Source organism: Streptomyces sp. NPDC040410 (genome assembly GCF_055595715.1).
Window position 1 is genome coordinate 65366 of the sequence record NZ_JBVIVK010000001.1, and the last position, 25700, is coordinate 91065.

At 70.9% G+C, this 25700-nt stretch carries 16 protein-coding genes and 2 pseudogenes; 2 read left to right on the forward strand and 16 right to left on the reverse strand.

The features are described from left to right. Positions 1 to 116: 116 nt before the first annotated feature. Entirely contained in the window at positions 117 to 1190 is a 1074-nt protein-coding gene (locus ACZ562_RS00285) for a prephenate dehydrogenase/arogenate dehydrogenase family protein (protein ID WP_471172268.1), read from the reverse strand. 496 nt (positions 1191 to 1686) lie between these two features. Here ACZ562_RS00285 and hppD point away from each other — a divergent pair, with 496 nt between their 5' ends. Both hppD and ACZ562_RS00295 read left to right on the forward strand, forming a co-directional pair. Further along, entirely contained in the window at positions 1687 to 2811 is a 1125-nt protein-coding gene (gene hppD, locus ACZ562_RS00290; RefSeq protein WP_471172272.1) for a 4-hydroxyphenylpyruvate dioxygenase, read from the forward strand. Between the two features lie 130 nt (positions 2812 to 2941). Next, positions 2942 to 3978, forward strand: a pseudogene (locus ACZ562_RS00295) (alpha-hydroxy acid oxidase). A gap of 197 nt (positions 3979 to 4175) precedes the next feature. Here the strand turns inward: ACZ562_RS00295 and ACZ562_RS00300 are convergent. The 15 genes and pseudogenes from ACZ562_RS00300 to ACZ562_RS00370 form a co-directional block, all read right to left on the reverse strand. Continuing rightward, positions 4176 to 5156 carry a streptomycin biosynthesis protein gene (locus ACZ562_RS00300; RefSeq protein ID WP_471172274.1) on the reverse strand — a complete coding sequence of 327 codons (981 nt, stop codon included), beginning with the start codon at positions 5154 to 5156 and terminating at the stop codon, positions 4176 to 4178. Positions 5157 to 5497: 341 nt separating this feature from the next. Further along, the gene (aroF, locus tag ACZ562_RS00305) at positions 5498 to 6562 is read right to left on the reverse strand and encodes a 3-deoxy-7-phosphoheptulonate synthase (RefSeq protein WP_471172279.1); all 1065 of its coding nucleotides are present in this window, start codon (positions 6560 to 6562) and stop codon (positions 5498 to 5500) included. A 107-nt stretch (positions 6563 to 6669) separates the two neighbouring features. Beyond that, positions 6670 to 7842 carry an ABC transporter permease gene (locus tag ACZ562_RS00310; protein WP_471173912.1) on the reverse strand — a complete coding sequence of 391 codons (1173 nt, stop codon included), beginning with the start codon at positions 7840 to 7842 and terminating at the stop codon, positions 6670 to 6672. 80 nt (positions 7843 to 7922) lie between these two features. After that, positions 7923 to 8648 carry an ABC transporter ATP-binding protein gene (locus tag ACZ562_RS00315; RefSeq protein WP_471172283.1) on the reverse strand — a complete coding sequence of 242 codons (726 nt, stop codon included), beginning with the start codon at positions 8646 to 8648 and terminating at the stop codon, positions 7923 to 7925. Next, positions 8645 to 9970, reverse strand: coding sequence for a peptidoglycan-binding protein (locus ACZ562_RS00320; RefSeq protein ID WP_471172286.1), 1326 nt, complete (start codon positions 9968 to 9970; stop codon positions 8645 to 8647). The genes ACZ562_RS00315 and ACZ562_RS00320 overlap by 4 nt, the downstream gene beginning before the upstream one ends. Then, positions 9967 to 10533 (reverse strand): hypothetical protein, encoded by a 567-nt coding sequence (locus ACZ562_RS00325; protein WP_471172290.1) that lies wholly within the window; start codon positions 10531 to 10533, stop codon positions 9967 to 9969. Before ACZ562_RS00325 ends, ACZ562_RS00320 begins: the two co-directional genes overlap by 4 nt. A 190-nt stretch (positions 10534 to 10723) precedes the next feature. Beyond that, positions 10724 to 11074, reverse strand: coding sequence for a phosphopantetheine-binding protein (locus tag ACZ562_RS00330; protein ID WP_471172293.1), 351 nt, complete (start codon positions 11072 to 11074; stop codon positions 10724 to 10726). Further along, entirely contained in the window at positions 11071 to 11313 is a 243-nt protein-coding gene (locus ACZ562_RS00335; RefSeq protein WP_471172296.1) for a ferredoxin, read from the reverse strand. The genes ACZ562_RS00330 and ACZ562_RS00335 overlap by 4 nt, the downstream gene beginning before the upstream one ends. Before the next feature lie 11 nt (positions 11314 to 11324). Next, positions 11325 to 12533 carry a cytochrome P450 gene (locus ACZ562_RS00340; RefSeq protein WP_471172298.1) on the reverse strand — a complete coding sequence of 403 codons (1209 nt, stop codon included), beginning with the start codon at positions 12531 to 12533 and terminating at the stop codon, positions 11325 to 11327. A gap of 8 nt (positions 12534 to 12541) precedes the next feature. Further along, complete coding sequence (locus ACZ562_RS00345; RefSeq protein WP_471172303.1) at positions 12542 to 13732, reverse strand: cytochrome P450; 1191 nt, start codon at positions 13730 to 13732, stop codon at positions 12542 to 12544. A 216-nt stretch (positions 13733 to 13948) separates the two neighbouring features. Beyond that, positions 13949 to 20545: an amino acid adenylation domain-containing protein gene (locus tag ACZ562_RS00350; protein WP_471172309.1), complete on the reverse strand. Its 6597-nt coding sequence runs from the start codon at positions 20543 to 20545 to the stop codon at positions 13949 to 13951. Positions 20546 to 20807: 262 nt separating this feature from the next. Next, positions 20808 to 22019 (reverse strand): sensor histidine kinase, encoded by a 1212-nt coding sequence (locus ACZ562_RS00355; protein ID WP_471172313.1) that lies wholly within the window; start codon positions 22017 to 22019, stop codon positions 20808 to 20810. A gap of 79 nt (positions 22020 to 22098) precedes the next feature. Next, entirely contained in the window at positions 22099 to 22752 is a 654-nt protein-coding gene (locus tag ACZ562_RS00360; protein ID WP_471172316.1) for a response regulator transcription factor, read from the reverse strand. Between the two features lie 284 nt (positions 22753 to 23036). Next, positions 23037 to 25076 (reverse strand): ABC transporter ATP-binding protein, encoded by a 2040-nt coding sequence (locus ACZ562_RS00365; RefSeq protein ID WP_471173914.1) that lies wholly within the window; start codon positions 25074 to 25076, stop codon positions 23037 to 23039. Between the two features lie 139 nt (positions 25077 to 25215). Then, positions 25216 to 25422 (reverse strand): annotated as a pseudogene (locus tag ACZ562_RS00370) (MbtH family protein); the annotation flags it as partial. Between the last annotated feature and the right edge of the window lie 278 nt (positions 25423 to 25700).

Sequence of the window (25700 nt, forward strand, 5' to 3'; positions counted from 1 at the left end):
CCGCGCTCCGGCGCAGGCGGTTGCCGCGGCGGCCCGGCCCACGGCAACGTCCGGAACGAAATCCTCATCACAGGTGGCCGAAACACCCTAGTGTGCACCCGCATCAGTGGTGTGCTTCAGCCCTGCCGATCGATCGGTCTGAGCCACGGAAGTGGAATGCCCGCCGCCGGGCGCCCACCGGCCGGGACCTCGGGCACCGTCTCCCCTTCCGGCTCAGCCGCCCAGCCTTCGTGCCGCAGGGTGCCGAGCACCGACGCCGCCAGGCCGGACGGCACCGGGACGCGCACCTCCAGCACGCCGCCGGCCCCGTCGCCGTCGGCCCTCAGGACCGCCGTCTCCTCCGGGGCGACACCGAACTCCCCCACCACACGCAGCAGTCGCCGCAGCGCGCCGGGACGTCCCGGGACGGCCACCAGGATCCCGGCGTCGGCGGCCGCCCCGCCCGCCCGGGTCGCGGGAAGCACGGCCAGGCCCTCGACGCCCCGCGCGAGCAGATCGAGCATTGTCCGCATGCCCCGTCCGCGCCCACCGGGATCGGGCTCTCCGTTCTCCGATCCGCCCTCCGATCCGTCCTCCGGGCCCTCCGATCCGCCCTCCGATCCGTCCTCCGCCTCGCGCCCGTGCCCGGTCCGGCTGCCGTCCACGTCGCCGCCCGCCAGGCCGTCCGCGGAGTCGGGCTCGGGCTCGGCCAACAGGTCGAACGCCGCCACCAGCCGGGACAGATCGGCGTGCAACTCCCTGACGACCCCGGCGATGGCCGGGGCGTTGGCCTGGACGATGTCGCCCCAGAGCCGTGAGTCGCCGCCGGCGATCCGGGTGACGTCCCGCAGCCCGTGTCCTGCGAACCTGGACATTTCGTCGGGCCCCTCCCGCAGTCGCGCCGCCATCAGGCTGGCCACCAGGTGGGGCACGTGCGAGGTCAGTGCCACCGCGTCGTCGTGGTCCCGGCTCCGGGTCATCACCGGCACCCCGCCGCACAGCTCCACCAACTCCCGGGCGGCCGCCAGCGCCAGCTCCGAGGTGCACGCCGACGGGGTGAGCGCCCAGGGCCGGCCACGGAACAGGTCGGCCCGCGCGGCCAGCGGGCCGGACCGTTCGCGGCCCGCCGTCGGATGGCCCCCGACGAAGCGGGACGGGTCGGGAGCCTGGCTCAGCGCCATCCGTACCGGCACGGACTTCACGCTGGCCACGTCGGTGTAACTGCGGGCAAGGAACCGGCGGCTGGGCCCGGGCCAGCACGCCGCCGACCGCACTGGGCGGCACCGCGAGGACCGCCAGGTCCACGGGCCGGTCGGGCTCTTCGGCCAGCCCGGCCCCCAGGGCGGCCGCCGTCCGCGCGGCCACCGGGTCGCGGTCGGACAGAAAGACCGTCACCCCCCGCAGGCTCGCGGCGAGCGCCACCGAGGTACCGATGAGCCCCGTGCCGACGACGGCCATCGTGCGCACCATGAAACATCACTCCGTCCAAAGGCCATCGACGTGCGAGTGAAATGCGGATCGAGTTCATGAACCAGCCCCGGCCGACTACCAGCGCGGACAAAATCCAGTACGGGTTCGACTGATCCCGTTTAGGGTCGACGGCTTTCCGGCCCGCCGTCCAACCAAACCCGTCCGGTGTTCATGGCCGAATCCTCGGGATTCGTCCTACAGTTCAGAAAACTCGTTCCTTTTCTGGTTGGGGGACACATGCGGGCCCTATCAAATGCCGAGGCCGCGGATCCGCTCGGCGACCTCTCCATCGACTATGTCGAGCTGTACGTCGAGCATCTGGAGGAATCGGTATTCGACTGGGTCGACCGGTATGCCTTCTCCGTCACCGGCACCGGAGGCTCGGCCGACCACCGCAGCATCGCCCTGCGCCACGGGCTGATCACGCTCGTGGTGACCCAGGCCACCTCGGACCAGCACCCCGCGTCCGCCTACGTGGCCGCGCACGGCGACGGAGTCGCCGACATCGCCCTGCGCACCGCGAACGTGGGGGCCGCCTTCGCGGCCGCGGTCGCGGGCGGCGCCCACGCCCGCCGCGGTCCCACCCGGCACGCGGACGGCGGTCCGGGCACGGCCGGCGGGCCCGAGGTCAGCGCCGCGATCGAGGGCTTCGGCGATGTCGTGCACACGCTGGTGCAGCGCGCCCCCGGCGAGGGCCCCGGGCTGCCGTCGGGGTTCGTGCCGGCGCTGCGCGGCGCCGACGAACGGGCCGAGGACGTGGGCCTGCTGGACATCGACCATGTCGCGGTGTGCCTGAACACCGGCGACCTTGCGTCCACGGTCGACTACTACATGAGGACCCTCGGGTTCCACGACATCTTCGAAGAGCACATCGTGGTGGGCGCACAGGCCATGGAGTCGAAGGTCGTCCAGAGCCCGTCCGGCATGGTCACCCTGACGCTGCTGCAGCCCGACGCGTCCGCCCCGCCGGGGCAGATCGACGAGTTCCTCAAGGGCCACCAGGGCGCCGGCGTACAGCATCTGGCGTTCTCGTCCGCGGACGCGGTCCGCTCCGTGCGGGCCCTCGGACGGCGCGGTGTCAGCTTCCTGAACACGCCCTCCACCTACTACGACCTGCTCGGCGAGCGCATCGACCTGGACCCGCGGCGGCTGGCGGACCTCAGGGCCGCCCACGTGCTCGCGGACGCCGACCACGGAGGGCAGCTGTTCCAGATCTTCACCGCTTCCACCCACCCGCGGCACACCCTGTTCTTCGAGGTCATCGAAAGGCAGGGCGCGGAGACCTTCGGCAGTTCCAACATCAAGGCGCTGTACGAGGCCGTGGAACTGGAGCGGACGGGCCAGCGTGGATTCCAGCCCTGACCCGGATCCGGTGGCGGCCGGCGGGTACGGCGGCGACGCGGGCGCGGCGGGAACCTTCGCGAAGGACCCGGAACGGGCCCAGTGCCTGGCCGACTTCGAGCGGGCGGCCGCCGCCGCGCTCCCCGCCGACGTGCGCGACTTCGTCGCCGGCGGCAGCGGTGCCGAGACGACCCTGGATGCCAACCGCGCCGCGTTCGACCGGGTGTTCGTCGTACCCCGGATCCTCCGGGACGTCTCGGCGTGCACGACCGAGGCCACTCTCCTGGGCCGGCCGGTGAGCATGCCGGTCGCCGTCGCTCCGGTGGCGTATCAGCGTCTGCTGCACCCGGAGGGCGAACTGGCCGTCGCCCGCGCGGCGAAGGCGGCCGGTGTGCCCTTCACCGCCACCACGCTGAGCAGCGTCCCCGTCGAGGAACTGACCGCGCTGGGGGGCACCGTGTGGTTCCAGCTGTACTGGCTGCGTGACACGGAGCGCTCCCTGAACCTGGTGCGCCGGGCGGAGGACGCCGGCTGCGAGGCGATCGTGCTCACGGTCGACGTGCCCTGGATGGGGCGCCGGCTGCGGGACGCGCGCAACCGCTTCACGCTGCCGGGACACGTGACGGCCGAGCACTTCGCACGGGACGCGGTGTCCGCCGCGCACCGACGCCCCGGGGACGACGTGTCCGCGGTGGCCGCGCACACCCGCCAGGCCTTCTCCGCCGCGGTGAGCTGGAACACCGTGCGCGCGCTGCGGGAGTGGACGAGTCTTCCGCTCGGGGAGTGCTCGCGCCGGAGGACGCCGTGCGGGCGGCGGAGTGCGGCGCGGACGCCGTCGTGGTCTCCAACCACGGCGGCCGTCAGCTCGACGGCGCGATCGCCAGCGCCGAGGCGCTCGGCGCGGTGGTGGGGGCACTCGGGGGGCAGTGCCAGGTGCTGGTGGACAGCGGCGTCCGAGGCGGGACCGACGTGTTGCGGGCCCTCGCCCTCGGCGCCGGCGGCGTGCTGGTCGGCCGGCCCCTCATGTGGGGTCTGGCCACGGCCGGGGAGGCCGGCGCGGCGCGCGTGCTCACGCTGCTGGCGGACGAACTGCGGGACGCGCTCGGCCTGTCCGGCTGCGCGGGCGTCGCCGAAGCGGCACGGCTGCGCACGGTCCGCGCGACCCACGACGTGGGGAGCCCCCTGTAGGTACGCGGAAGCATGGCCAACACGAGGAAATCCAGGACCGGGAGAACGAGGAGACCGCCGCGGATCGCTTCCGCTGCGGTCTCCTCGTTCTCCCGGCCCCCACATAGGGGCTGCTGCATGTGCGCCGCCCGCCTCAGGGGCGGGAGACCGGGCGTCCAACCGTCCGCTTTCGACACTCGGACGCCCGGCCTCGGCGCTCAGCCGATCTGCGTGACCTCGTCCCTGACCCGGACCGCGAACTCCGACCACAGGTCAGCGAACTGCCGGGCCAGGTCGGCAACGATGTCACTGCAGTGCGGGGGGACGTTGTTGATGATGGCGTCCCACTCCTCCTTGCGCACCGTGTGGAGCGCAAGCAGGCGCAGCAGGTTGCGTCCCGTCTCCGTGAAGCGCAGGGCCGGGTCGGCCTTCAGCCGTTTCACGAGCGCGGCCCGGTCCAGGACCGGCTCCCCGCGGCCGCCCGCGCGGGCGAGCCCCAGTGAGGTCACCCGGGACTCGTCCGCCCCGGTGGCCGTCGCGCCTCGGCGCCGCGGCAGCGGGTCCTCGCCGTTGCGCAGCCGGTTGCGGACATCGCGGGCCGTCTCCGGGGAGATGCCCGCCGCCCGAGCCACCTGGCGCAGCGACAGGTCCGGGTTCTCGGTGAGCAACTCCTGCGCTTGGAGCCGCCCCACACTGCCGTCGACCGGTCGCAGCCGGCCGTCCTGACCCAGTCGGCGCCCGGTCGGCTCTGCATCGACGCTCTCGCGCCGCCTCAGGTCGCCGACGGTCCCCGGGGAGATCCCGGTGACGGAGGCGACCCGCCGGTCCGACCACTGCGGGTGCGTCACAATGATGCGCTGGGCGGCGCGTTTGCGGTCCGCCAGGGCCAGCGGCAGCCCATGGGCGACGTTCAGTTTCACCCTCAGGACGAAGGCCGCTGCTTCGTCCCCGTCGAAGAACCTGGCGGCGATGGTGTGTCCGCCCCGAAGGCGGGTGGCCTTCAGCCGGTGGAAGCCGTCGATGACCCGCATCGTCGACCGGTGCACCGTGATGGGCGGCAGCGGATCCTGGACCGCGGCCAGGATCTGAATGTGTTCCGGCCTCTCTCCGGCCAGTCGTGGTGAACCCGACAGGTCGAGCGTGTCGATGTCCACTTCCACGACGGGCTGCTGATTGAGTTCCTCCTCCTCGAGTTCCATCCCGGCGCCTCTCAATCGCCGTCGCCGACACGGCCGAAGGCCGCCGTCCGCGCAGGGATTGCCTGTCGCACCACCTCGTGGGCGACACACTCTCGGCGCTTTGCCAGGGATTGCAGGAACCAGCCAGTTTCCAATGCTCTCGACTCCCCCTTGACGATTTTGAGCAGAAGATCAGCGGCTGAAGTGCTTCCGCAGATGTGACCGAAATTGACAGCATCGAATGCACATCGAAACCCCTGCTCGCGCCGCCCGGACGCCCCTTACGCCCCCTATTTCCTAGGGGTTGTAAGGGTCGGGGCGTACGACGGGAATGCCCCGGGGGAAGGGGCACCCCGAGGGGGTCAACTCGCGGGGGCGACGCGGCGGGTGCCCGGCCGGCCGGCCAGCGGCATGGCGAGGGAGCGGCCCATCAGCGGCGACAGGATGGTGACGGCGTCGGCGATCTCCCGTATGTCGTCTCCGGTGAGGGCCTGTTCGCCGTCGCACAGCGCCTCGCCGGGCTCCGGGTGCACGTCGACGATGACGCCGTCCGCGCCGGCCGCGAGCGCGGCCCGGGCCAGTGGGACGACCAGGTCGCGGCGGCCGCCCGAGTGGGAGGGGTCCACGACGACGGGGAGGTGCGACAGGCGCTGGACGACCGGAACGGCGCTGATGTCCAGGGTGTTGCGGGTGGCGCTCTCGAAGGTGCGGATGCCGCGTTCGCACAGCACGATGTCGAGGTTGCCGCGCTGGGCGATGTACTCGGCAGCGCTGAGCCACTCCTCGATGGTGGCGCTCAGGCCGCGCTTGAGCAGCACCGGCCGGCCCGACCGGCCGACCGCCTGCAGCAGCGCGAAGTTCTGCATGTTGCGGGCGCCTACCTGGAGCATGTCGGCGTAAGAGGCGACCATGTCGACGTCGCCCGGGTCGATGACCTCGGTGACCACCGGAAGCCCCGTCTCGGCGCGGACCTCGGCGAGGATCCTGAGGCCGGCCTCGCCGAGCCCCTGGTAGGAGTAGGGCGAGGTACGCGGCTTGAACGCGCCGCCGCGCAACAGCGAGGCACCTGCCTTCCGGGCCATCAGGGCGGCCCGCAGCGTCTGTTCCGCGGTCTCCACGGCGCAGGGCCCGGCGATCACGCTGAGCGTGCCGGGGCCGATGGGCACGCCGCCGACCCTGATCACGGACCGGGCGGCGTGGTGCTCCCGGCTGACCAGCTTGTACGGGGCGGACACCCGCATGACCTGGAGGACGCCGCGGCGGCTGCCCAGGTTGAGTGCCTCGAAGTCGTCCACGTCGCCGACGAGTCCCACGATGGTGCGTGCGACCCCGCGGCTGACGAAGGCGTCGCCCCCCGCCGCCCGTACCAGTTCGACGACGGCCTCTACGTCTTCCTGTGTAGCCTCGGGGGCCATCACCACGACCATGACTTCTCCTCTGTCTGCTGACTTCTGCGCGACGTGGATGGCATACAACGGGTTGTGCAGCGATGCCCCCGCCGGGCGGGGGATGACCGGCAGGGGGCACCGCCGTATCAGGTGGTGGCCAGAGCCTCCGTGGGGGGCAGCCGGGCAGCGCGTACGGCCGGGTAGAAGCCGGCGAGACCGCCGATGACGAGGGTGGCTCCGACGCCACCGATCATGGCCCAGGGCGGCACGACGGAGGGCAGGCCCTGGTAGGCCGCGTAGCCGGCTGTGACACTGATGCCGAGGAGGACGCCGCCGAGGCCGCCGAGCGCGGACAGCAGCAGGGCCTCGGACAGGAACTGGGTGCGGATCTGCCCCCGGGTGGCGCCCAGTGAGCGGCGCAGGCCGATCTCGGAGCGGCGCTCCAGCACGGAGATCACCATCGTGTTGGCCACGCCGACGCCGCCCACCAGCAGGGCCACACCGCCGAGTCCCAGCAGCAGACCGCTCAGCGCGTCGTCCGTGGCCTCCTTGGCGGCGAGGGCGTCGGAGGGGCGTGAGACGTTGACGCCGCTGGGGTTCTCGGGGTTGGCGGTGGCGCCGAGGACGGCCTGCACGTCGTTGACGGCGGATTCCTCGGTACGGGTGTAGACGGCCGTCGGATACCCGTCGAAGTCCAGGAGTTCTTCGGCGACCGGCCAGCCCACGAGTGCCGCGGAGTCCAGCTCCGGCAGGAGTTCGTTGGGGGCGAGCAGGCCGACGACGGTGAACCAGCGTCCACCGATCCACACCTGGACGTCCTCTCCGGCCTGGTGCACGCCGATCTGCTCCGCCGCCTTGGCGCCGAGGACGACCGCCGGATAGCGGCTGTTGGCGCCGTTCAGCCACCGGCCGTCGACGATCTCCGTTCCGGTGCTCTCGGGCAGGTCCGTGCGGGCCGCGTCGACGGTGAGGCCGCCGGTCTCCTCCTTGGGGATGTGGTCGTTGCGGTAGATCTTCGCGCTCGTCTTGCCGATGGCGGAGACCGACTCGACGGCGTCGATGTTTCCGATCATGCCGACCGACTCGTCGGGCAGATGCGCGGTGTCACCGCTGATGGACTGCCCTGGCGTGACGGTGAGCAGGTTCGTCCCGAGAGCCGCCAGCCGGCGGTTGAGTCCCTCTGTGGACGAGCTGGAGATGCCCACCACCGAGACCATGGCGGCGATGCCGATGGCGATGCCGAGCGCGGACAGGAAGACCCGCATCGGCCGGGAGCGCAGACCGGAACCGCCGACGCGCACCACGTCGGCCGGACCCATCCTGGCCGGCTTCGGCCGGGTGGGAGGCGGCAGCGTGAGCCACTCCAGTTCCTCCGCGTCCGGCTCGGTGTGGAGCGTGCTCATGAGGTGATCTCCTGGGGAACTCGGCCGGCGAGTGCCGCCGGGCGGCCGGAGTCGTGCTCGATCAGACCGTCCCTGACCCGGACCTCGCGGGGCAGGGACGCGGCGATGTCCCGGTCGTGCGTGATGACCACCACCGTCGTGCCCGCCTCGTGCAGTTCGTGCAGCAGCTCCATCACCACGGCACCCGACCGGGAGTCCAGCGCTCCGGTCGGCTCGTCGGCCAGCAGGAGCGGCGGGTCTCCGAGTACGGCGCGGGCGATGGCCACCCGCTGTTTCTCACCGCCGGACAGCTGGTGCGGCTGGTGATCGAGCCGGTGGCCGAGGCCGACCCGGCGCAGCGCGGCCTCTGCCCGCCGGCGCCGCCAGGCACGCGGCCTGCCGCTGTAGAGCAGTCCGTCCGCGACGCTGTCCAGCGCCGCCACGCCCGGGGCGAGGTGGAACTGCTGGAAGACGAAGCCGATGGTGCGGGCCCGCAGCGCGGACAGTTCACGGTCGGTGAGCTCGTGGGTGAGATGTCCGTCGATGCGCACCGTGCCCGCGGTGGGACGGTCGAGGGTGCCCATGATGTTGAGCATCGTCGATTTCCCCGAGCCGGACGGGCCGACGATGGCGAGCAGTTCGCCGCGCCGGATGACGAGGTCGGCGCCCTCGAGGGCGTGGACGTCGCCGTATGCCTTGGTGACCCCGCTCAGGTGCACGACGGGGTGGGCCGGACCGGTCACTTGGGAACCCCCACGACCATGCCTTCCTTGACGTCCGCGCCGGTTACCTCGACCAGGCTGCCCGCGAACATGCCGAGCTTCACGGGGACGTACTCGACCCCCTTGTCGGTCACGGCCTCCAGGGCGTACCCGCCGCGTTGCGCGGTCAGCGCGTTGACGGGGACGGCGAGGACGTTCTCGCGGGTCTCGGCCTTGAGGACCACGTCGACCTGGGCGGCCTGGTACCGCCCGAGCTTCTTCTGGTCCTTGATCTTCAGCTGTACGGGGATGGTGGCGGTGTCGCTGCCGCCTTCGGCCTGCTGGCCCGAATCACCGCTGCCGCTCCCGTCGCCCTGCGCGGGCGGTGGGGTGCCGACGTCGGTCACCACGGCCTCGACACTGGTGTCGTCCGGGAGGGTGACGGTCGCCTTGGTGCCATGCTTGACCAGGTCCTCGTACTGCGGGTCGAGGTCGACGTTCACGACACGCTCGGTGCCGGTCCAGGACAGCAGGCTCCCGCTGAGCAGGGCACCGGGAACGGACTTGACCTCCGCGACGCGGCGGGCGCTGGACGCCACGACGGCGTCGCCGACCTGGACGGTCCCGGTCTCTTCCCGGTCGAGGTCCTCCTGCCACTCCTTGACGGCGTCGGCCGTGTCGCCGGTGTAGGTGTCGTCCACGGTGAAACCCGTGTAGCCGAGGGCCTTAAGGTTCTTCTCGAGGATCCTGACGTCTTCGCCCTCGCTCCCCGTCTCCAGACTGCGGTAGAGGGGGATGGAGCCGTACAGCAGCGGGACCTTCTCCTGGCCGACGCGATACACGGTGTCTCCGCGCTCGAGGACGACACCGTCGGTCGGCAGCCAGGTGACGACCTCCGCGCCGGAGTCGCCGCCGCCGGAGCCCTGCTGGCCGCTGCCCGAGCCGGTGCCGCCAGAGGAGGCGGGGGCCTGGACGTCGGTCGCGTCGCCGTAACTGAGGTTGCCGTTCACCGTCTCGGTGTCGGTCAGCGTGGTGCGCTGCACCTTGGTCGTGGCGGGCGGCCCGGAGGGGGCCGCGCTCGCGGAGTCCTCGCCGTCGCTGCCGAAGGTTCCCGACGCGGCCATTCCGGCGGCCGCAGCCACGGCGATCGCGATGGCGACGAGCAGCACGGTGCGCACGGGTCGGCGCCTGCGGCCGCCGCGGGCCGCCGCCGGCTCGTCGGATCCGCCGTCGTCACTCCTGGCGGCGGGGGCCTCGGCGCCGTCTTCGGGCTCGGCCCCCGCCACCGTGCCCGGTGTCCTGCGCTCCAGGGCCGCCTGCTCCTCGCCGCGTACGGCGAGCTCGGTCTCGTCGGAGGTCGTCACTGGCCCGGCCCCGGTCCCAGCATCAGCCCGCCGCCCGGGTACTTGTCCTGGCAGGCCTGCTGTGCCTTCTGGAACTCCTCGGGCGTGATCCCGGCCGCCTTCGGGTCTATCGTCATGTTGCTGCCGTTGATCTCCGGGTCGGGCAGCTTGGTGAGCCCGTTCTCCCGCAGGCACTTGGCCCATTCCGCGACCTTGGCGGAGTCGAGCTGGCCGCCGCCGGCGGCGGCACCGCCCTGGCCCTGCGGCATCTTGTCGCGGCAGGCCTCCTCCGCCTGCTGGTACTCGCTGGAGTTCGGGTCGACGTCACCGGGGCTGATCCGGACACCGCCGCTGTCCTGCTGCGGGTCGGGGAAGTTGGCGACGCCGTTGGACCGCATGCACTCTGCGTAGTCCAGGGCCTTCTCGAAGGGACTGGTCGGGGAGGCCGACGCGCCGGAGCCGGCCTCGTTGCTCGATGCGGCGTTCTCGGTGTCGTCGGAGCAGCCGGTGACGAAGACGGCGACGGCGAGCGCCGACACGGCCAGCACGGTGTGCGAGAGAGCTCGCTTCTTCGGAGTGAACATGCGCTCAGTTCTACGCAGCGGGCGGTCACACGGCGGACACAAAAGTCGGCACCAGCAACACCCATGACACCCACGACACCCACGACACCCACGACACCGATGACGCGAAAAGGCCCGGCGGACGGCGGAACGAGGTGTCGGCCTCGCTCCACCGCCCACCGGGCCGCGGGTGTGCAACCGTGCTGATCCGTCAGGCGGCGCTCTCGGAGGCCGCCGCGCGGGCGCTCTCGGGAGATGCCGGGGCGACGCCGACGAGCGACGCCAGCATCGAGATGAAGTCCGACAGGGTCGGATGCTCGACGACGGCCCGCGTGCCGAGCTCGACCTGGTAGGCGTCCTCGACGTCGGTCAGCACGTTCAGCGCCGCCAGCGAATGACCGCCGAGGGCGAAGAAGTCGTCCGTGTCCCCCACGTCCGGCACGCCGAGCTCCGCGCACCAGAGGGAGACGACGAACCGGCGTATGTCCGCCGGACTGCCCTGGCCGACGGTGTCCTTCTTCATGATGTCCCCCTCGCGTTCATGGCGTCCCTTCACGTTCATGGCGTCAACTTGCCGTTCATGGCGTCCCCTTGCCGTTCATGGAGTGTGATCGCGCCGGAGGGGCACCTCGCCGCGGCCCCCCGTACCGATCCGGTCAGCCCGGCGCCCGGCGCCGGGATCTTGAGCAGGACCTTGCCGTCGTCGTCCGACTGGTCGAAGACCGCGGGCAAGAACAGCGCGCACATGCCGCCGCCCACGCATCTGCCGCGGTCGACCTCGATCTCCAGCTTCCCGTCCACGCGTTCTCCTCTCACCAGGCGACCGGCAGGCGCTCCAGCCCGTAGGCGGGCGAGTGGATACGGAAGCGCACCTCTTCGGCGGACACCGCCGGGCGCAGCGCGGGGAACCGGTCCAGCAGTGCCGTGATCGCGATCCGCAGTTCGAGCCGGGCCAGCGCGGCGCCCAGGCAGTGGTGGATGCCGTGCCCGAACGCGACGTGGGACACCGGGTCACGACCGGGGTCGAAGCGGTCGGGATCCGGAGTGAGCGCCGGGTCCCGGTTGGCCATCGGCAGGGAGCACACGACGTTCTCGCCCGCTCTGACCAGTTCCCCGCCGACCATGACGTCCTCCCGCGCGATCCGGGGCGTGGGGGCGTGCGGCACGGACAAATAGCGCAGCAGTTCGTCGACGACGCGGTCCGCCGTCCGTGGATCCTCGCGCAGGGCTGCCAGTTCGGCGGGGTGTTCCAGCAGGACCAGTGTGCCCAGGCCGATCATGCCGGAGATGTTGTCCAGGCCGGCGAGCATCAGCAGGACGCACAGGCCGCGCAGTTCTTCGTCGGTCAGCTCGTCGCCGTGGTCGCGCACGAGGGCACCTATGAATCCGTCGTCGGGCTCCTTGCGCTGCCGTTCCACCAGGGTGGAGAGATAGCGCTGGAACGACTCTCCCGCGGCTGCCCGGCGCTGCCTGCCCCGCCCGGCCTCCAGGTGGGCGTGGCCCCGGCGCAGGAAGTCCGCGCGGTCGTCGCGGGGTACCCCGATCAGCTCGCACAGGACCGCGCCCGGCACGGGCGACGCGAACCGCTCCACCAGGTCGGCCGGTGGCCCGACACGTTCCATGGCGTCCAGACGCTCGGACACGGCCCCCGCGATGTACGGCTCCATCCTGCGGAGGCGACGAAGGGTGAACTCCGGTGTCAGCAGCCGGCGGAGGCGGGTGTGCTCGGGCGGGTCGTAGTCCATCAACTGGCCGACGGCGTGCTCCGGCCGGGCGGTGTCGGGTGCGCCCGGCCGGTGCGGGGCGCCGGTACGGCGGCGGGTGGAGAAACGGGTGTGGTCGCCGAGGACCTGGCGCACCTCCTCGTACCCGGTCACCAGCCAGACGGGGCGGCCGTCCGTGCCGGGGCCCACGGGCAGTCGCGCGACGGGGCGGCCGCCGGTGAGCGTACGCAGGTCGTCCGCCGGATCGAAGCGGGCCCGGCGGGTGTGCACGGGCACGGCCGGCATGTCACGTGGCACGTCATCCCCTACCAGGCGACCGGCAGCGCGTCGACGCCGTAGTTGGGAGCCAGCGTGCGGTAGCGGAGATCCTCCGGCCGCACCGCCTGCCGCAGCTTGGGGAAGCGGCCGAGCAGGGCGGGGAAGGCGATCCGGAGGATCAGCCGGGTCAGCGGGGCCCCCAGGCAGTAGTGGATGCCGTGTCCGAAGGCCAGGTGGGAGGTGACCTCACGGGTGATGTCGAGATCGTCGCGCGAGGACTGCGGGGGCTGGGCGGGCTGGAAGCGGTTGACCGCCATCAGGGAACACACCACGGTCTCCCCCGTCTTGACCTCGTGCCCCTCGATGATCATGTCTTCGAGTGCGGTGCGCGGCGAGGCCGTCGCGATGACCGAGACGTACCGGATCAGCTCCTCGACTGCCTGGTCGGCCAGCTCCGGCCGGTCCTGGAACAGGGCCAGTTGGTCCGGGTGCTGCAACAGCGCCAGCGTGCCCAGTCCCAGGGTGCCGGCGACGTTCTCGAACCCGGCGGCCATCGTGGTCGCCGCGGTCCCGACCAGTTCGTCGTCGGTGATGTCGCTGCCGTGCTCCCGGATCAGCCTGCTGAGCAGGTCGTCGCCGGGGGAGCGCCGCTTCTGCCCGATCAGCTTGTGCATGTACGCCATGTAGGCCTTGCCGGCCGCCTGCTGCTGTTCGCGGCTGCGGTTGGTGGCGCGGGTGAGGTCGAGGTTGCGCGCCAGCTCGGCGTGGTCGTCGCGGGGGATGCCGAGCAGCGCACAGCTGACCAGCCCGGGCACGGGCCAGGCGAAGTGCCGCATGAAGTCGGCGGGTGATCCGGCCAGTTCGAGGGCGTCGAGGCGGTCCGTCACGATGTCCGCGATGAGGGGTTCCAGCCTGCGCATCCGGCGCAGCGTGAACTCCGGTGTCAGCAGCTGCCGGAGCCGGGTGTGCTCGGGCGGGTCGTACTGCAGCAGGTTGCCGGGCTGGATGAGCCGGCGGGAGTCCTCCTTGCTGTCCGCGGGCGGCAGGGTGCTGAATCGGTCGGCGTCCCCGAGGACCGTCCGTACCGTCTCGTTGCCGGAGGCGAGCCAGGCGCGGGCCGAGGTCCCCGGTGCGACGGTCTCGGTGAACGGGCACTCCCGGCTCGTGCGGCCCAGTTCGGGCAGCGGATCGAGTCCGACCCGGCGGTTGTGCAGGGGTATTTCCGGGGGTTTCGGCATCGGCGGTTCCCTTTCGTCATTTCTCGCTGCGGGATCCGTGGCCCACCGTTCGAGTCTGAAATCGCACGGCGTGGGCGTCAATGAATGTCCAACTGACCAATTCCGCAGGGGAATACAGGTGAAGGGAATATGAGCACGCGAAAGGCGGCGGGGGCGGCGTGCCGTACGGCATGCCGCCCCCGCCGGATCATCCTTGCGGAGTACTCCTTTTCCGGATCACTCCTTTTCCGCGCCGGCGGTTTTCCCGAGCTTCTCCGTGAGGACGCGCCCGATGTGAGCGGCCGGCGTGGGCTTCAGCATCTCCTTGTGGCGGGCGACGATCTCGTGGGACTCCACGTTTCCGGCGACGTACGGATCCCAGGTGGCGACCGCCTCCGGTATCGGCTTCTCCCGGGGCCGGTCCACCGTCGCGACGAAGACCAGCAGGTCGCCCCGGAAGTGACGCGGCGTGTAGTCCGGCATGAAGCCGGCCGTGTTCTGGATGACCTTCTTGACGTTTTCCAGTACGGGACCGCTCACGCCGGTGACGTCCTGGCCGCCGGGACCGCGCTGCATACGCCGGCCGCTGTCCCGGCCCTCGGGCGTCTCCTCGTCGTCGTAGGTGTACAGCGAAGTGCCGACCCCGTGCTGGGGATAGGCGTCGAGCACCGCGAGCAGTGCCACTTCCTCGCCGAGCTCCTCCAGCCGGGTGGCGACGGCGTGCGCGAGAACTCCACCGAGGGACCAGCCGAGGAGGTGGTACGGGCCGGTGGGCTGCACCGTGCGGATCTGCTCGGCGTAGTCCGCAGCCATCTCCTCGATGCCGTCGGCCGGCGGTTCCGCGCCCGTCAGACCGCGCGCCTGCACTCCGTAGACGGGCAGGTCCTGCGGCAGGTACTGGAGAAGGGCGGCGTAGATCCAGCTCAGACCGGTGGTCTCGTGCAGGCAGAACAGCGGCGGGCGGGTGCCCGTCGCCCGCAGGGGCAGCAGCACCTCCAGCTCCCGGCTGTCGGTGACGGTGCGCCGGGCCCGGGAGCTCCTGTCCCGCTCCTCGCCGGGATCCCGCAGTGTGAGCAGCCCGGCGGCGGTCCGCTGCGCCCGTTCGCCGGTGCGCAGCATCCGCTCCCCCGGACCGCCGAAGGGGAAGGCGACGAAACGTTCGGCGGTCAGCGACGCCCCGCCCGCGATGCCACGGGACAGGGGTGTGCCCGTCACGTACACGTCGCCCACGACACCCGGGGGAACCGGGCGGAGCAGGTCGTCCAGGACGAGTGCACGGCTGCCGTGCACCGGCCTGCCCGCGGGGAGGCGCGCCGGGACCGGCTCACCCGGCAGCACCCGGTGTTCGAGCCACGGTCCCGCGGTCCCGACTCCGGCGAGGGCGCTCACCAGCGGGGTGTCCGGATGCAGATCCAGCCACTCGCGGGTCTCCTCGGCGGCGACCGGCCGGCCGGTCTCGACCACCGTGACCTCGGCGAACGGACGGCGTCCCGCCTCCGACCCGGTTGTCTTCCGCAGCCGGTCCCGGGTGGTCACCAGGGTCGGCTCCCCCGCCCCCGCAGCGCTCGCCACGGCAACGACGTCCTCTCCCGGCACAACGAATCGGACGCCGCCGCCGGCGCTGAGGGACGCGAGCAGCGGCACCAGGAACGCGCCGATGGGGGCACGCGCGTCCAGCAGGGCCGGGGCGCCGTTCACGGCAGGGGGCCGCAGCCGGTGTGCCGTCTGGTACAGCAGCGCGCGATGGTCGACGACCGAGCCCGGAACGGACGCGTCCGGCACGAGGGCGTCGAGGACGACGGCCGCGTGACCGGGCCGGGGCAGCGGCAGCTCGGCCCCGGGCGGCATGGCGGCCGACGGGAACTCCGCGCCCTCCTCCGTCAGGTCGTCGATCCACAGGACCGGAATCCTGCTGTCCGCGTTCATCCGCCCGGCCATGGCCGCCGTGCAGACCAGCGCGGCGGGCCGGCTGCGCGGCCCCGGGCCGCCGGTGCCGCCGATGAACGGCCGCGTCGGATCGACGAAGGAGCACACGCCACCGGCCTTGAGCACGCCGATCAGGGCGACGGTGAAGCCGACGCCGGGTGGCAGCATCACGATGACCCGCTGCTCCGTGCTCACGCCTCGCCGGGACAGCCGGCGGGCGAGCAGATCGGTCACGGAGTCCAGCGCCCGGTAGGTGAGGGTCCCGTCCTGGGCCTTCACGGCGACGGCGTCCGGCGTCAGCGCCACCTGTTCGGCGAGCAGGCCGAGGACGGTGTCGTGGACGAGGTCACCCGCGGGGTCGGCGCCTGCGCCCACGAGCCTTCGGCGTTCTTCCTCGCCGAGCAGCACGTCCACCTGGCTCACCCGCAGCTCCGGATCGGCCGCGACCTGTTCCAGCACGCGTACGAGCCGGTCCGCGAGCGCGGTCGCGGTGGAGCGGTCGAAGAGTTCGGTGGCGTACCGCAGCAGACCCTCGATGCCGTTGGGGGTGCCGTCACCGTGGGTGCGCTCGTTCAGCGCGAACCACAGGTCGAGCTCGGTGTCGTCGGCCACGCCGTCCAGCCGGGTGGTGCGCAGACCGGGCAGGTCCGCCGCGTCCAGTTCCTCGGCGCTCAGATCACTGACTTCGAGCATCACCTGGAACACCGGGTGGCGCGCCGCCGAGGCCGGCTGCTCGAGCAGGTCCACAAGCCGTTCGAACGGCACGTCCCGGTGGCGCAGTGCTTCCTGGTTCACCTCCCGGACCCGGCGCAGCAGTTCCCGGAAGGTGGGGTCGCCGGAGGTGTCGGTCCGCAGCACCAGCGGGTGGGTCAGCGGCCCGACCACGCCCTCCAGATCGCCTTCCTCGTAGCGCCGTGACAGCCGGGTGCCGAGCACGACGTCATCACCGGCGCCGAGCCGGGTGAGCAGCAGCGCCAGGGCCGCCTGTACGGCCATGAAGGACGAAGCGTCCTCGGCTTCGGCCGTGTCCACCAGGCGGTCGTGCGCGTCCGCGTCGAGGCCCAGCGGCACGGAACCGGTCCGGTGGTCGGCCAGCACCGGCCGCGGCCGGTCGAACGGGAGCGGCAGCTCCGGCTCCAGGTCGGCCAGCCGCTCCTTCCAGTAGGTGAGCTGGTCACTGATCAGGCTGTCCGGTTCCTCAGCGCCGAGCAGCAGCTCCCGCTCCCACAGCGCGTAGTCGGCGAACTGCAAGGACAGCGGGGCCCGTTCGGGCACCCGGCCCTCGCGGCGGGCACCGTAGGCGGCCGCCAGGTCGCGGACGACGATGTCCAGCGAGGCGTCGTCGGCGGCGATCCGGTGCACGACCAGCAGCAGTACGTGCTCGGTGTCGGACAGCGCGAACAGGTGCGCCGCCCAGGGCAGTTGGCTCGCCAGGTCGAACTCGCGTGCCGAGCGATCGGCGAGCAGCCCGGCCAGCTCCTCCTCACCGGCGGGGGTCACCGACAGCACGGGCCGGGCTCCGGCGTCATCGGCGTCCAGGATGTGCTGGCGCATGTCGTCCGCCCGGCCACCGGTGAACCGGGTCCGCAGAATCTCGTGCCGTACGGCGACGTCTCCGAGCGCCGCCTCCAGGGCGGCCCGGTCCAGCGCGCCACTGAGCCGCAGCGCGACCGAGCTCCGGTGGGCGGCGCCCGCCTCCTCGGCCAGCCCTGCCATCAGCCGGGTGCGCTGCTGTTCCATCGAGACCGGTATCTCCTCGTAACGCTCGGCCGGTCCGAGTTCCGGCCGTGCCTTCGCCGCCAGCATCCGGGCCACACCCACGGGCGTCGACGCGCCGAAGAACTGCCGCATGCTCAGGTCGGCGCCCATTTCCTCACGGATACGTGCGGCGAGACGCATCGCCAGCCCGGAGTCACCGCCCAGGTCGAAGAAGTTGTCGTCGACCCCGACCCGCTCCAGTTCGAGGACCTCGGCGAACAGCGCGCACAGCTTCTCTTCCGTCTCCCCCACAGGCGCCCGGCCCGACACCCGTCCCGCGAAGTCGGGGGCGGGCAGCGCGGCCCGGTCCACCTTCCCGTTGACGGTCAGCGGCAGCGCGTCCAGCACGAGGAGTGCCGCCGGGACCATGTACTCCGGCAGCGCCTCGGCCAGGTGCTCACGGACCTGCCGCATGTCGATGTCCTGGGTCTGCGGCACGACATAGCCGACGAGTCGCTTGTCCCCCGGGCCGTCCTCACGGGCCACGACCACCGCCTGACCCACCAAGGGATGCCCGCTCAACACCGCCTCGACCTCACCGAGCTCGATGCGGAAACCACGCACCTTCACCTGCGCGTCCGCACGCCCCACAAACACCAGCTCACCCCCCGGCGTCCACCGCGCCAGGTCACCCGAGCGATACATCCGCTCACCCGAACCGAACGGGCAGGCCACGAACCGCTCACACGTCAAACCCGCCCGCGCGACATAACCACGCGCCAATCCCACCCCCGCCACATACACCTCACCCGTCACCCCCACAGGCACCGGACGCAGAAAAGAATCCAGCACATAGATCCGGGAATTGGACAGCGGCCGCCCGATCCCCGGCGGCTCAACCCCCGACACGACGCGCGAGTCGACCGGACCCGCCGTGACCATCACCGTCGCCTCGGTCGGGCCATAGGTGTTCCACACCCTCGCCCGCGACACCCACCGCCCCGCCAGATCCGCACTCAAGCGCTCCGCACCCAGCACCCAGGTCCCCACCCCCGACACCTGCTCCGGATCCAGCACACCCAGCAAAGACGGCACCACACTGGCCGTGGACACCCCACGCGCCGCGATCATCCCCGCCAACGCCCCGGGCTCCGCCCGCTCCTCACCCGTCGCGATCGCCAACGTGCCACCACACCCCAACACCACCGCCACATCCAGCACCGCCGCATCGAAACTGAACGACGCGAACTGCAACGCCACCACACCAGGCCCCGCACCCAGCACCGGACCCATCGCCTCCACCAGGTTCACCACACCCCGATGACCGACCGCCACCCCCTTCGGACGCCCAGTCGAACCAGAGGTATAGATGACATACGCCAACTGACCCGCATCCACGACACCCGGCAAAGCCGTCACATCCGGCGTGGCCGGCACCTCCTCCAACAACACAATGCGAGCCCGGCCGGCCGGCACCCGGCCCAGCGTCGCCGCCGTCGCCAGCACCACACCCGCACCACTGTTCTCGATCATGAACCGCAACCGGTCACCCGGATACTCCGCATCCAACGGCACGAACGCCCCACCGGCCTTCCACACCGCCAGCTCACCCACCACCACATCCACACCACGCGGCAGACACAAACCCACCACACACTCACGCCCCACCCCAGCACCCACCAAGAACCGGGCCAGCCGATCCGACCGCACATCCAACTCCGCATACGACAACGACTCACCCCCCGAACACACCGCCACCGCCCCCGGCGCCGCAGCAACATGCGAACGGAACAACTCCAACAACGAACCCTCAGAGAAGGACCGCCCCGTGTCGTTCCACCCCACCACCACAGCCGCCCGCTCCACCTCCCCCAGCACATCGACCCGGCCCACCGGCAGCGACGGGTCCGCGACCACCTGCTCCAGGAAGTACAGGAACGAGGCGTGGGCTGAGCGGAGCCACTGGCCGTCGTACAGACGGGAGTTGGCTTCGAAGGTGACGCGCATTCCCTCGTCGTCCGACCAGCCGCTCACCAGGACGCCGAACTCCTCGACGCGCCGGCTCGACCGCTCGTGCACGACGGCCCGGTGGTCACCGAAGCGGAGGGTCTCGCCGATCGGCATGATGTTGACGTACGGCCCGAACTGCCAGCGGCTGCCCGTGGGCCAGCCGACGGTGCGGCGCAGCCATTCGCCGCGGAAGCGCTGGTGCTCGACCAGGCCGCCGACCTCCTGCTCGGCCAGCCGGGCCAGTTCCACGAACGTGGTGTCCGCGGTCACGCGGAGGCGGAGCGGCAGCACGTTCGCGGTCGTCACCGGGGTACGCCGTGCCTGTGCGGTGGTGCGGACGGAGACCGGGAGGCTGAGGAGGGCCTCGTCGGCTCCGGCCAGCCGGCTCGTGAAGGCGGCGACCGCCGCGACGACGAGCCGGGGCCAGCTCACCTTGGCGAGGGCGGCCGCCCGGCGCAGGGCCTCGACCGCCGAGGGGGGCAGGTGGCCCGTCTCCCGCAGGACTTCGTCGGAGTGCTCGGAACGCTGCCCGGGGATGCTCATGGGCTCGGGCCGGTCCGCGAAGTGGTCGCTCCAGTACTGCAGATCGCTCCGGTACTGCTCGGAGGCCCGATAGGCGGACTCCTGTTGCCGCAGTTCGCGGAGTGGGGCATGGCCGGGGGGCGGGCAGGTGCCACCGCTCACCAGGGCCGTGTAGATCTTCGCTACCCGGCGGCCGATGAGTGAGCAGCCGTAGGCGTCCATCAGGATGTGGTTGTAGCGCTGGAACCAGCCGTACCGGTCGGGGGCGAGCCGGAAGAGGGCGTGGGAGAAGAGCCGGCTCTCGGTGGGGTCTCCCACCTGGTGCAGTTCGTTGCGCATCCACGCTTCGGCGGCTTCCTGAGGGTCGCCTTCCGCGCTGAGGTCCACGAAGGAAAGGACCTTGAGATCCGATTCCGGTTCCGATTCCGATTCCGGTTCCCGGGTGAACTGCTGTGTCACACGGTCGCCGTCCGCCACCAGCTTCACCCGCAGGATCTCGGCCTCCGCGACGGCCTGCCTCAGCGACTGCTCGAACAACCGGTGATTGACGGCCCCGGCGATTTCGACGTACTGGCCGACGTTGTAGAGCCGATGCGAGTCTTCCATGCGCTGCGCCAGCAGAATTCCCTCTTGGGAATCGAAAAGTGGCAGTTCGTGATCAGCCTGACCGTTCATCATTCCCCCGGGCCTGATATTCCGAGCAGGGTGCGATGCATCCGTCGCGGATAAGCCATCGATATTGGCATCGATAACCGGGCATGATCCAGCCCGCGTTCATGCTCTCACGGACATTTGATTGGCGACAGTGTGTACGGATCGGGGCCGGCGGGACGCCGTCCAACCGACTGTTCCTTTCGGTTGGACATGTAAAACGCGCCCAGCCTTTGACGCTTCGGAGGCTGGGCGCGTACGCCGGGAAAGGGTTGCTTCGGGTCGCCGGTTACAGGCGGGCCACCACTCTGCGGGCCGTGTGGTGTCCGGCGCCCGGCGTCGGCCAGGGCACGCGTCCCGGGAAGACGGCTTCCATGACCAGGCCGCCCCCGGGCCGGGCGCGGGCGACGAGTTCGGCTCCGTGCGCGGTGACGATGGCCCGGACGATGGACAGGCCGAGGCCGTGGTGGCCGTCGTCCGGGGTGCGGACGAGCCGTTGGAAGGGTTCGAGGAGCCGGTCGATCTGCTCGGGCGGGATCTCGTTGCCGGAGTTGGAGACGGAGACGAAGGGGCGGCCGGACGGACCGGTGCCGGTGGCGATCTCCACGCGGCCGCGGGGCACGTTGTAGTCGATGGCGTTGTCGAGGAGGTTGGCGATCAGGCGTTGGATGAGGGCCGGGTCGCCGGAGATGCTCGTCGGCCGGATGTCGGCGTTCAGCTGGAGTCCGCGTTGCTCGATCTCCGCGTCGAAGGAGAGCAGGACGTCCTCGGCGAGCGCGGCCAGGTCCAGTGGTTCCGGGTGCTCGACGCCCCGTTCGCTGCTGGAGAGGGTGAGCAGCGACTCCAGCAGGCGTGCCTGCTGCCTGCTGATGACGAGCAGTCGGTCGAAGGTGGCCCGGAACGTCTCGGCGCTGGCGTCGTCGTCCATGAGGGTCTCCTCGAGCAGCGCGTGCTCCAGGGTCAGCGGGGTGCGCAGTTCGTGGGCGGCGTTGGCGACGAACCGCTTGTGGGATTCCAGGGCGGTCTGCAGTCGGCCCAGGAGCCCGTCGACGGTGTCGGCCAGGTCCTTGAGTTCGTCGGACGGGCCCTTGGCGTCGAGCCGCTCGTGGACGTTGCGCGCGGAGATCTGCCGGATGGTGGAGGTCATCGTGCGCAGGGGGCGCACGATACGTCCGGCGACCAGCCAGCTGAGCACGATGGAGATGCCGGCCATGATCGCCAGGGCGATCCCGGACTGCACCAGGAGGTGGTGCATCTCCAAGGCGTGCTGGCGGACGGCCTGTTCGCGCAGTTCACGGGCGACGCCTTCGGCCCAGGGAGGGGCCTGGCCCGGCAGGCCGCCCGCGCCACCGCCACGGCCGTCCGGCATGGGCAGCCCGTCGGCGCCCTGGTTGAAGATGGTGATGTTGCCCTTGCGCCCGGACACGAGGAGGTAGGTGATGGCGAGCAGGACGGCGCCGGAGGCGACGAAGAGCAGGCCGAACAGCACCGTGAGACGCATGCGGACACGTCGGGGCAGGAGGCGCGCCGGGACGCCGGCTGGGAGCAGACGGTACGGATGGGGCAGGCGCATCGGCATCTCAGATCCGGTAGCCGCCGCGGGGGACGGTCTCGATCAGGGGCGGTGACCCGAGCTTCGGCCGCAGCCGGTTCACGGTTGTCTTGACCGTGTTGGTGAAGGGATCGGCGGCCTCGTCCCAGACGCGTTCGAGGAGTTCCTCGGCGGGGACGGGCCGGCCCTGGGCGGCGAGCAGGCATTCGAGTACCGCGAACTCCTTGGGGGTGAGCCGCAGTTGGGTGCCCGCCCGGGTGGCGACCCGGCGGGCCGGATCCAGGACCAGGTCGCCGTGGACCAGGACGGGTGGGAGTGCCTGTTGGGGGCGGCGGGCGACGGCGCGAATGCGCGCGACCAGTTCGGCGTAGGCGAAGGGCTTGGGCAGGTAGTCGTCCGCACCGCGGGTGAGGCCCTCCACCCGGTCGGCGATGGTGGCGGATGCCGTGAGCATCAGGACGCGGGGCCGGTGCTCCTGTTCCACGAGCACGCCGCACACCGCGTCGCCGTGGACCTTCGGGAGGTCGCGGTCGAGGACGACGACGTCGTAGTCGACGACCGTCGCGCGTTCGAGTGCGCCGGCTCCGTCGTAGGAGACGTCGACCGCCATTCCCTCGCGGCGCAGGACGCGCGCCACCGATTCCGCGAGTTCGGCATGGTCTTCGACGACGAGAACCCTCAACTCTTCACCCCCGGCGCGGCACTTCATGGTCGCGGGGCCGGGCGGCAGAGGCTGTTCATGCTGGTCAGCCTGCCCGGACCGTGGTCACGCCCCGGTCACAGTGTCCGCATTGTCATGTCTGCGTGGTCAGCCCGTGCGTTGTTCAGGGTACTCCGGAGCACTGTGCCGTGGTCCTGTTTCGTCTCCTGCCGTTGCCCGCCCGCCGTGCACGGCCCGGAGTCCGGAACGCGGGGCCCGCGTTCCGGACTTGGTGCGTGCGCGGTCGCGCACGGTTCTCGGTCGGTTCACCGCTGCGCCGGGGGCGGCCCGCCGAGGATCATCGGGGCGGGGCCCGAGCCCGGAGGCGGGAGGGGAGGGAGGGGCTCGCCGCCTCCGCCGCCGAAGGTCTGGGGCCCGCCCGTCGGCTGCGGGGCCGGCTTGGCGTGCCCGTTGCCGCGCCCGTGGCCGGCGAACTGGGTGCGGTAGAGCTCCGCGTAGAGCCCGTTGAGCTCCAGCAGTTCCTCGTGGTTTCCCTGCTCCTGGACCCGGCCCTTGTCGATGACGAGGATCTGGTCGGCGTCGCGGATCGTGGAGAGGCGGTGGGCGATGACCAGGGAGGTGCGGCCGATGAGCGCGGTCTTCAGGGCCCGTTGCAGAGCGGCCTCCGACTCCGAGTCGAGGTGCGCGGTGGCCTCGTCGAGGACGACGACAGGCGGGGCCTTGAGCAGCAGCCGGGCCATCGCCATGCGCTGCTTCTCACCACCGGAGAGCCGGTAGCCGCGGTCGCCGACGACGGTGTCGAATCCGTCGGGCAGAGCCTCGATCAGGTCCCAGATCTGCGCCGCCCGGCACGCCTCGATGAGCATCGCCTCGGTGGCGTCGGGGCGGGCGTACAGCAGGTTCTGGCGAATCGTCATGTGGAACAGGTGCGCGTCCTGGGTGACCATGCCGACGGTGTCGTGCAGCGACGCCAGCGTGAGGTCGCGCAGGTCGTGGCCGCCGATGCGGACCGTTCCCTCGACCGGGTCGTACAGGCGCGGCACCAGGTGCGTGATGGTGGTCTTGCCCGCTCCCGAGGGGCCGACCAGCGCGGTCAGCTTGCCGGCCGGCACGGTGAAGCTGAGGTTCCGAAGCGTCCAGGAATCGTCCACGCGTTCCGCGGAGGGCAGGGCGATCGACTCGAGCGAGGCCAGGGAGACATCCCGGGCCCGGGGATAGCGGAAGGACACGTTGTCGAACTCGATGTCCGGTGCGCCGGCGTTGCCGGAGCCGAAGGCGGGCAGGGCCCTGGCTCCCGGCTTCTCCGAGATGAGCGGCTTGAGATCGAGGACCTCGAACAGCCGGTCGAAGCTGACCAGGGCGGTCATCACGTCGGCCTGGGCGTTGGAGAGCTGGGTGATCGGGGTCATCAGGCGGGTGAGCAGGGTCGCGAGCGCCACCAGGGTTCCGATGTAGAACGAGCCCTCGATGACGAGCTTGCCGCCCACGCCGTAGACCGCGGCCGTGGCCACTGATCCCAGGAGCATCATCGACAGGAAGAGCATCTTCCCGTGGACGGCGGTCTGGATGCCTAGGTCGCGGCCCCGGCCCGCCTGTTCCGCGTAGAGGCCGGCCTCGGTGTCGGGACGCCCGTAGAGCTTGGCCAGCAGGGCCCCGGTCACGTTGAACCGCTCGTTCATCAACGAGCCCATCTCGGCGTTGACCTGCATATGGGCCCGCATGAGGCGTTGCAGCCTGCGCCCGATGATCTTTCCGGGAAGGATGAACAGCGGGATGATCACCAGGCCGATCAGGGTGATCTTCCAGGACAGCAGGAACATCGTCACCAGCACGAACGCCAGGGTCAGCCCTGCGGAGACGACGGTCGACAGCAGTGTGGTCAGCGCCCGCTGGGCGCCCACGACGTCCGTGTTCAGCCTGCTGACCAGGGCGCCGGTCTGAGCCCTGGTGAAGAACGCCAGCGGCTGGCGCTGCACATGGTCGAAGACCTCGGTGCGCAGTTCGTAGATGAGGCCCTCGCTGACGCGGGCCGAGTACCAGGTCTCCGCCCATCCCACGATCATCCCGCCCACCGCGAGCGCGCCGATCGCCACGGAGAGCCACACCACGAGGGATGTGTCGCGCTCGGCGATGCCGTCGTCGATGAGGTACTTGAACATCACGGGGGGAGCCACGGTGACGGCGGCGTTCAGGGTCGTGATGACCAGGAGCAGACCGATGCTGAAGCGGTACGGCCGGGTGTAGGGCAGGATGCGTTTCACTGTGCCGGGTTTGACGCGTTGTTTGGCTCCGGACGAGTCCGGCCCCACTCCGCCGAATGTCACCGGCCCGGAGCCGCCGATCATGGCCACAAGAATCTCCTCGTATTCTTCGCCATTATCGGGCGGCTTGAGCGGATTCGACGTCCTGCTTGTTCGCGTCACCCTTGTCCGCGTCGTTCTTGTTCACGCTGTTCTTGTCCACGCCGTTCTTGTCCACGGCGTCCCTGTTCATGTCGTCGACGAGACTCTTGGGACGCAGATCCGTCCAGTTCTCCTCGACGTAGTCTATGCAGGCCTTTCGCGAGCTCTCGCCGAACACCACCCGCCAGCCGTCCGGGACTTCGGCGAAAGCCGGCCAGAGCGAATGCTGGTGTTCGTGGTTCACCAGCACAAAAAATGAGCCGTCTTCATTGTCGAACGGGTTTGCCATGACCACTCCCAATCAATTGGGGCTTGCCTGGACTCGCTCAAGATAGTCGCGGGGCTCAGGGCACACAAGGTTGGACAAACGCACGTCCCGTTCCGGAAATAGGGGATCGGTGAAGCGCATCCGGATCGCATGGTCAAAGAGATTTCACGGGGCATTGTCCAAGTGACGGATTCGGACACTTGGACACGCACCCATGGCCATCCGCCGAGAACGTAGCAGCGCGGCACCGGCACCGGCATCCTGTCCAGGACCGGCGGTGACAGGCAGGGGGTGGGCTC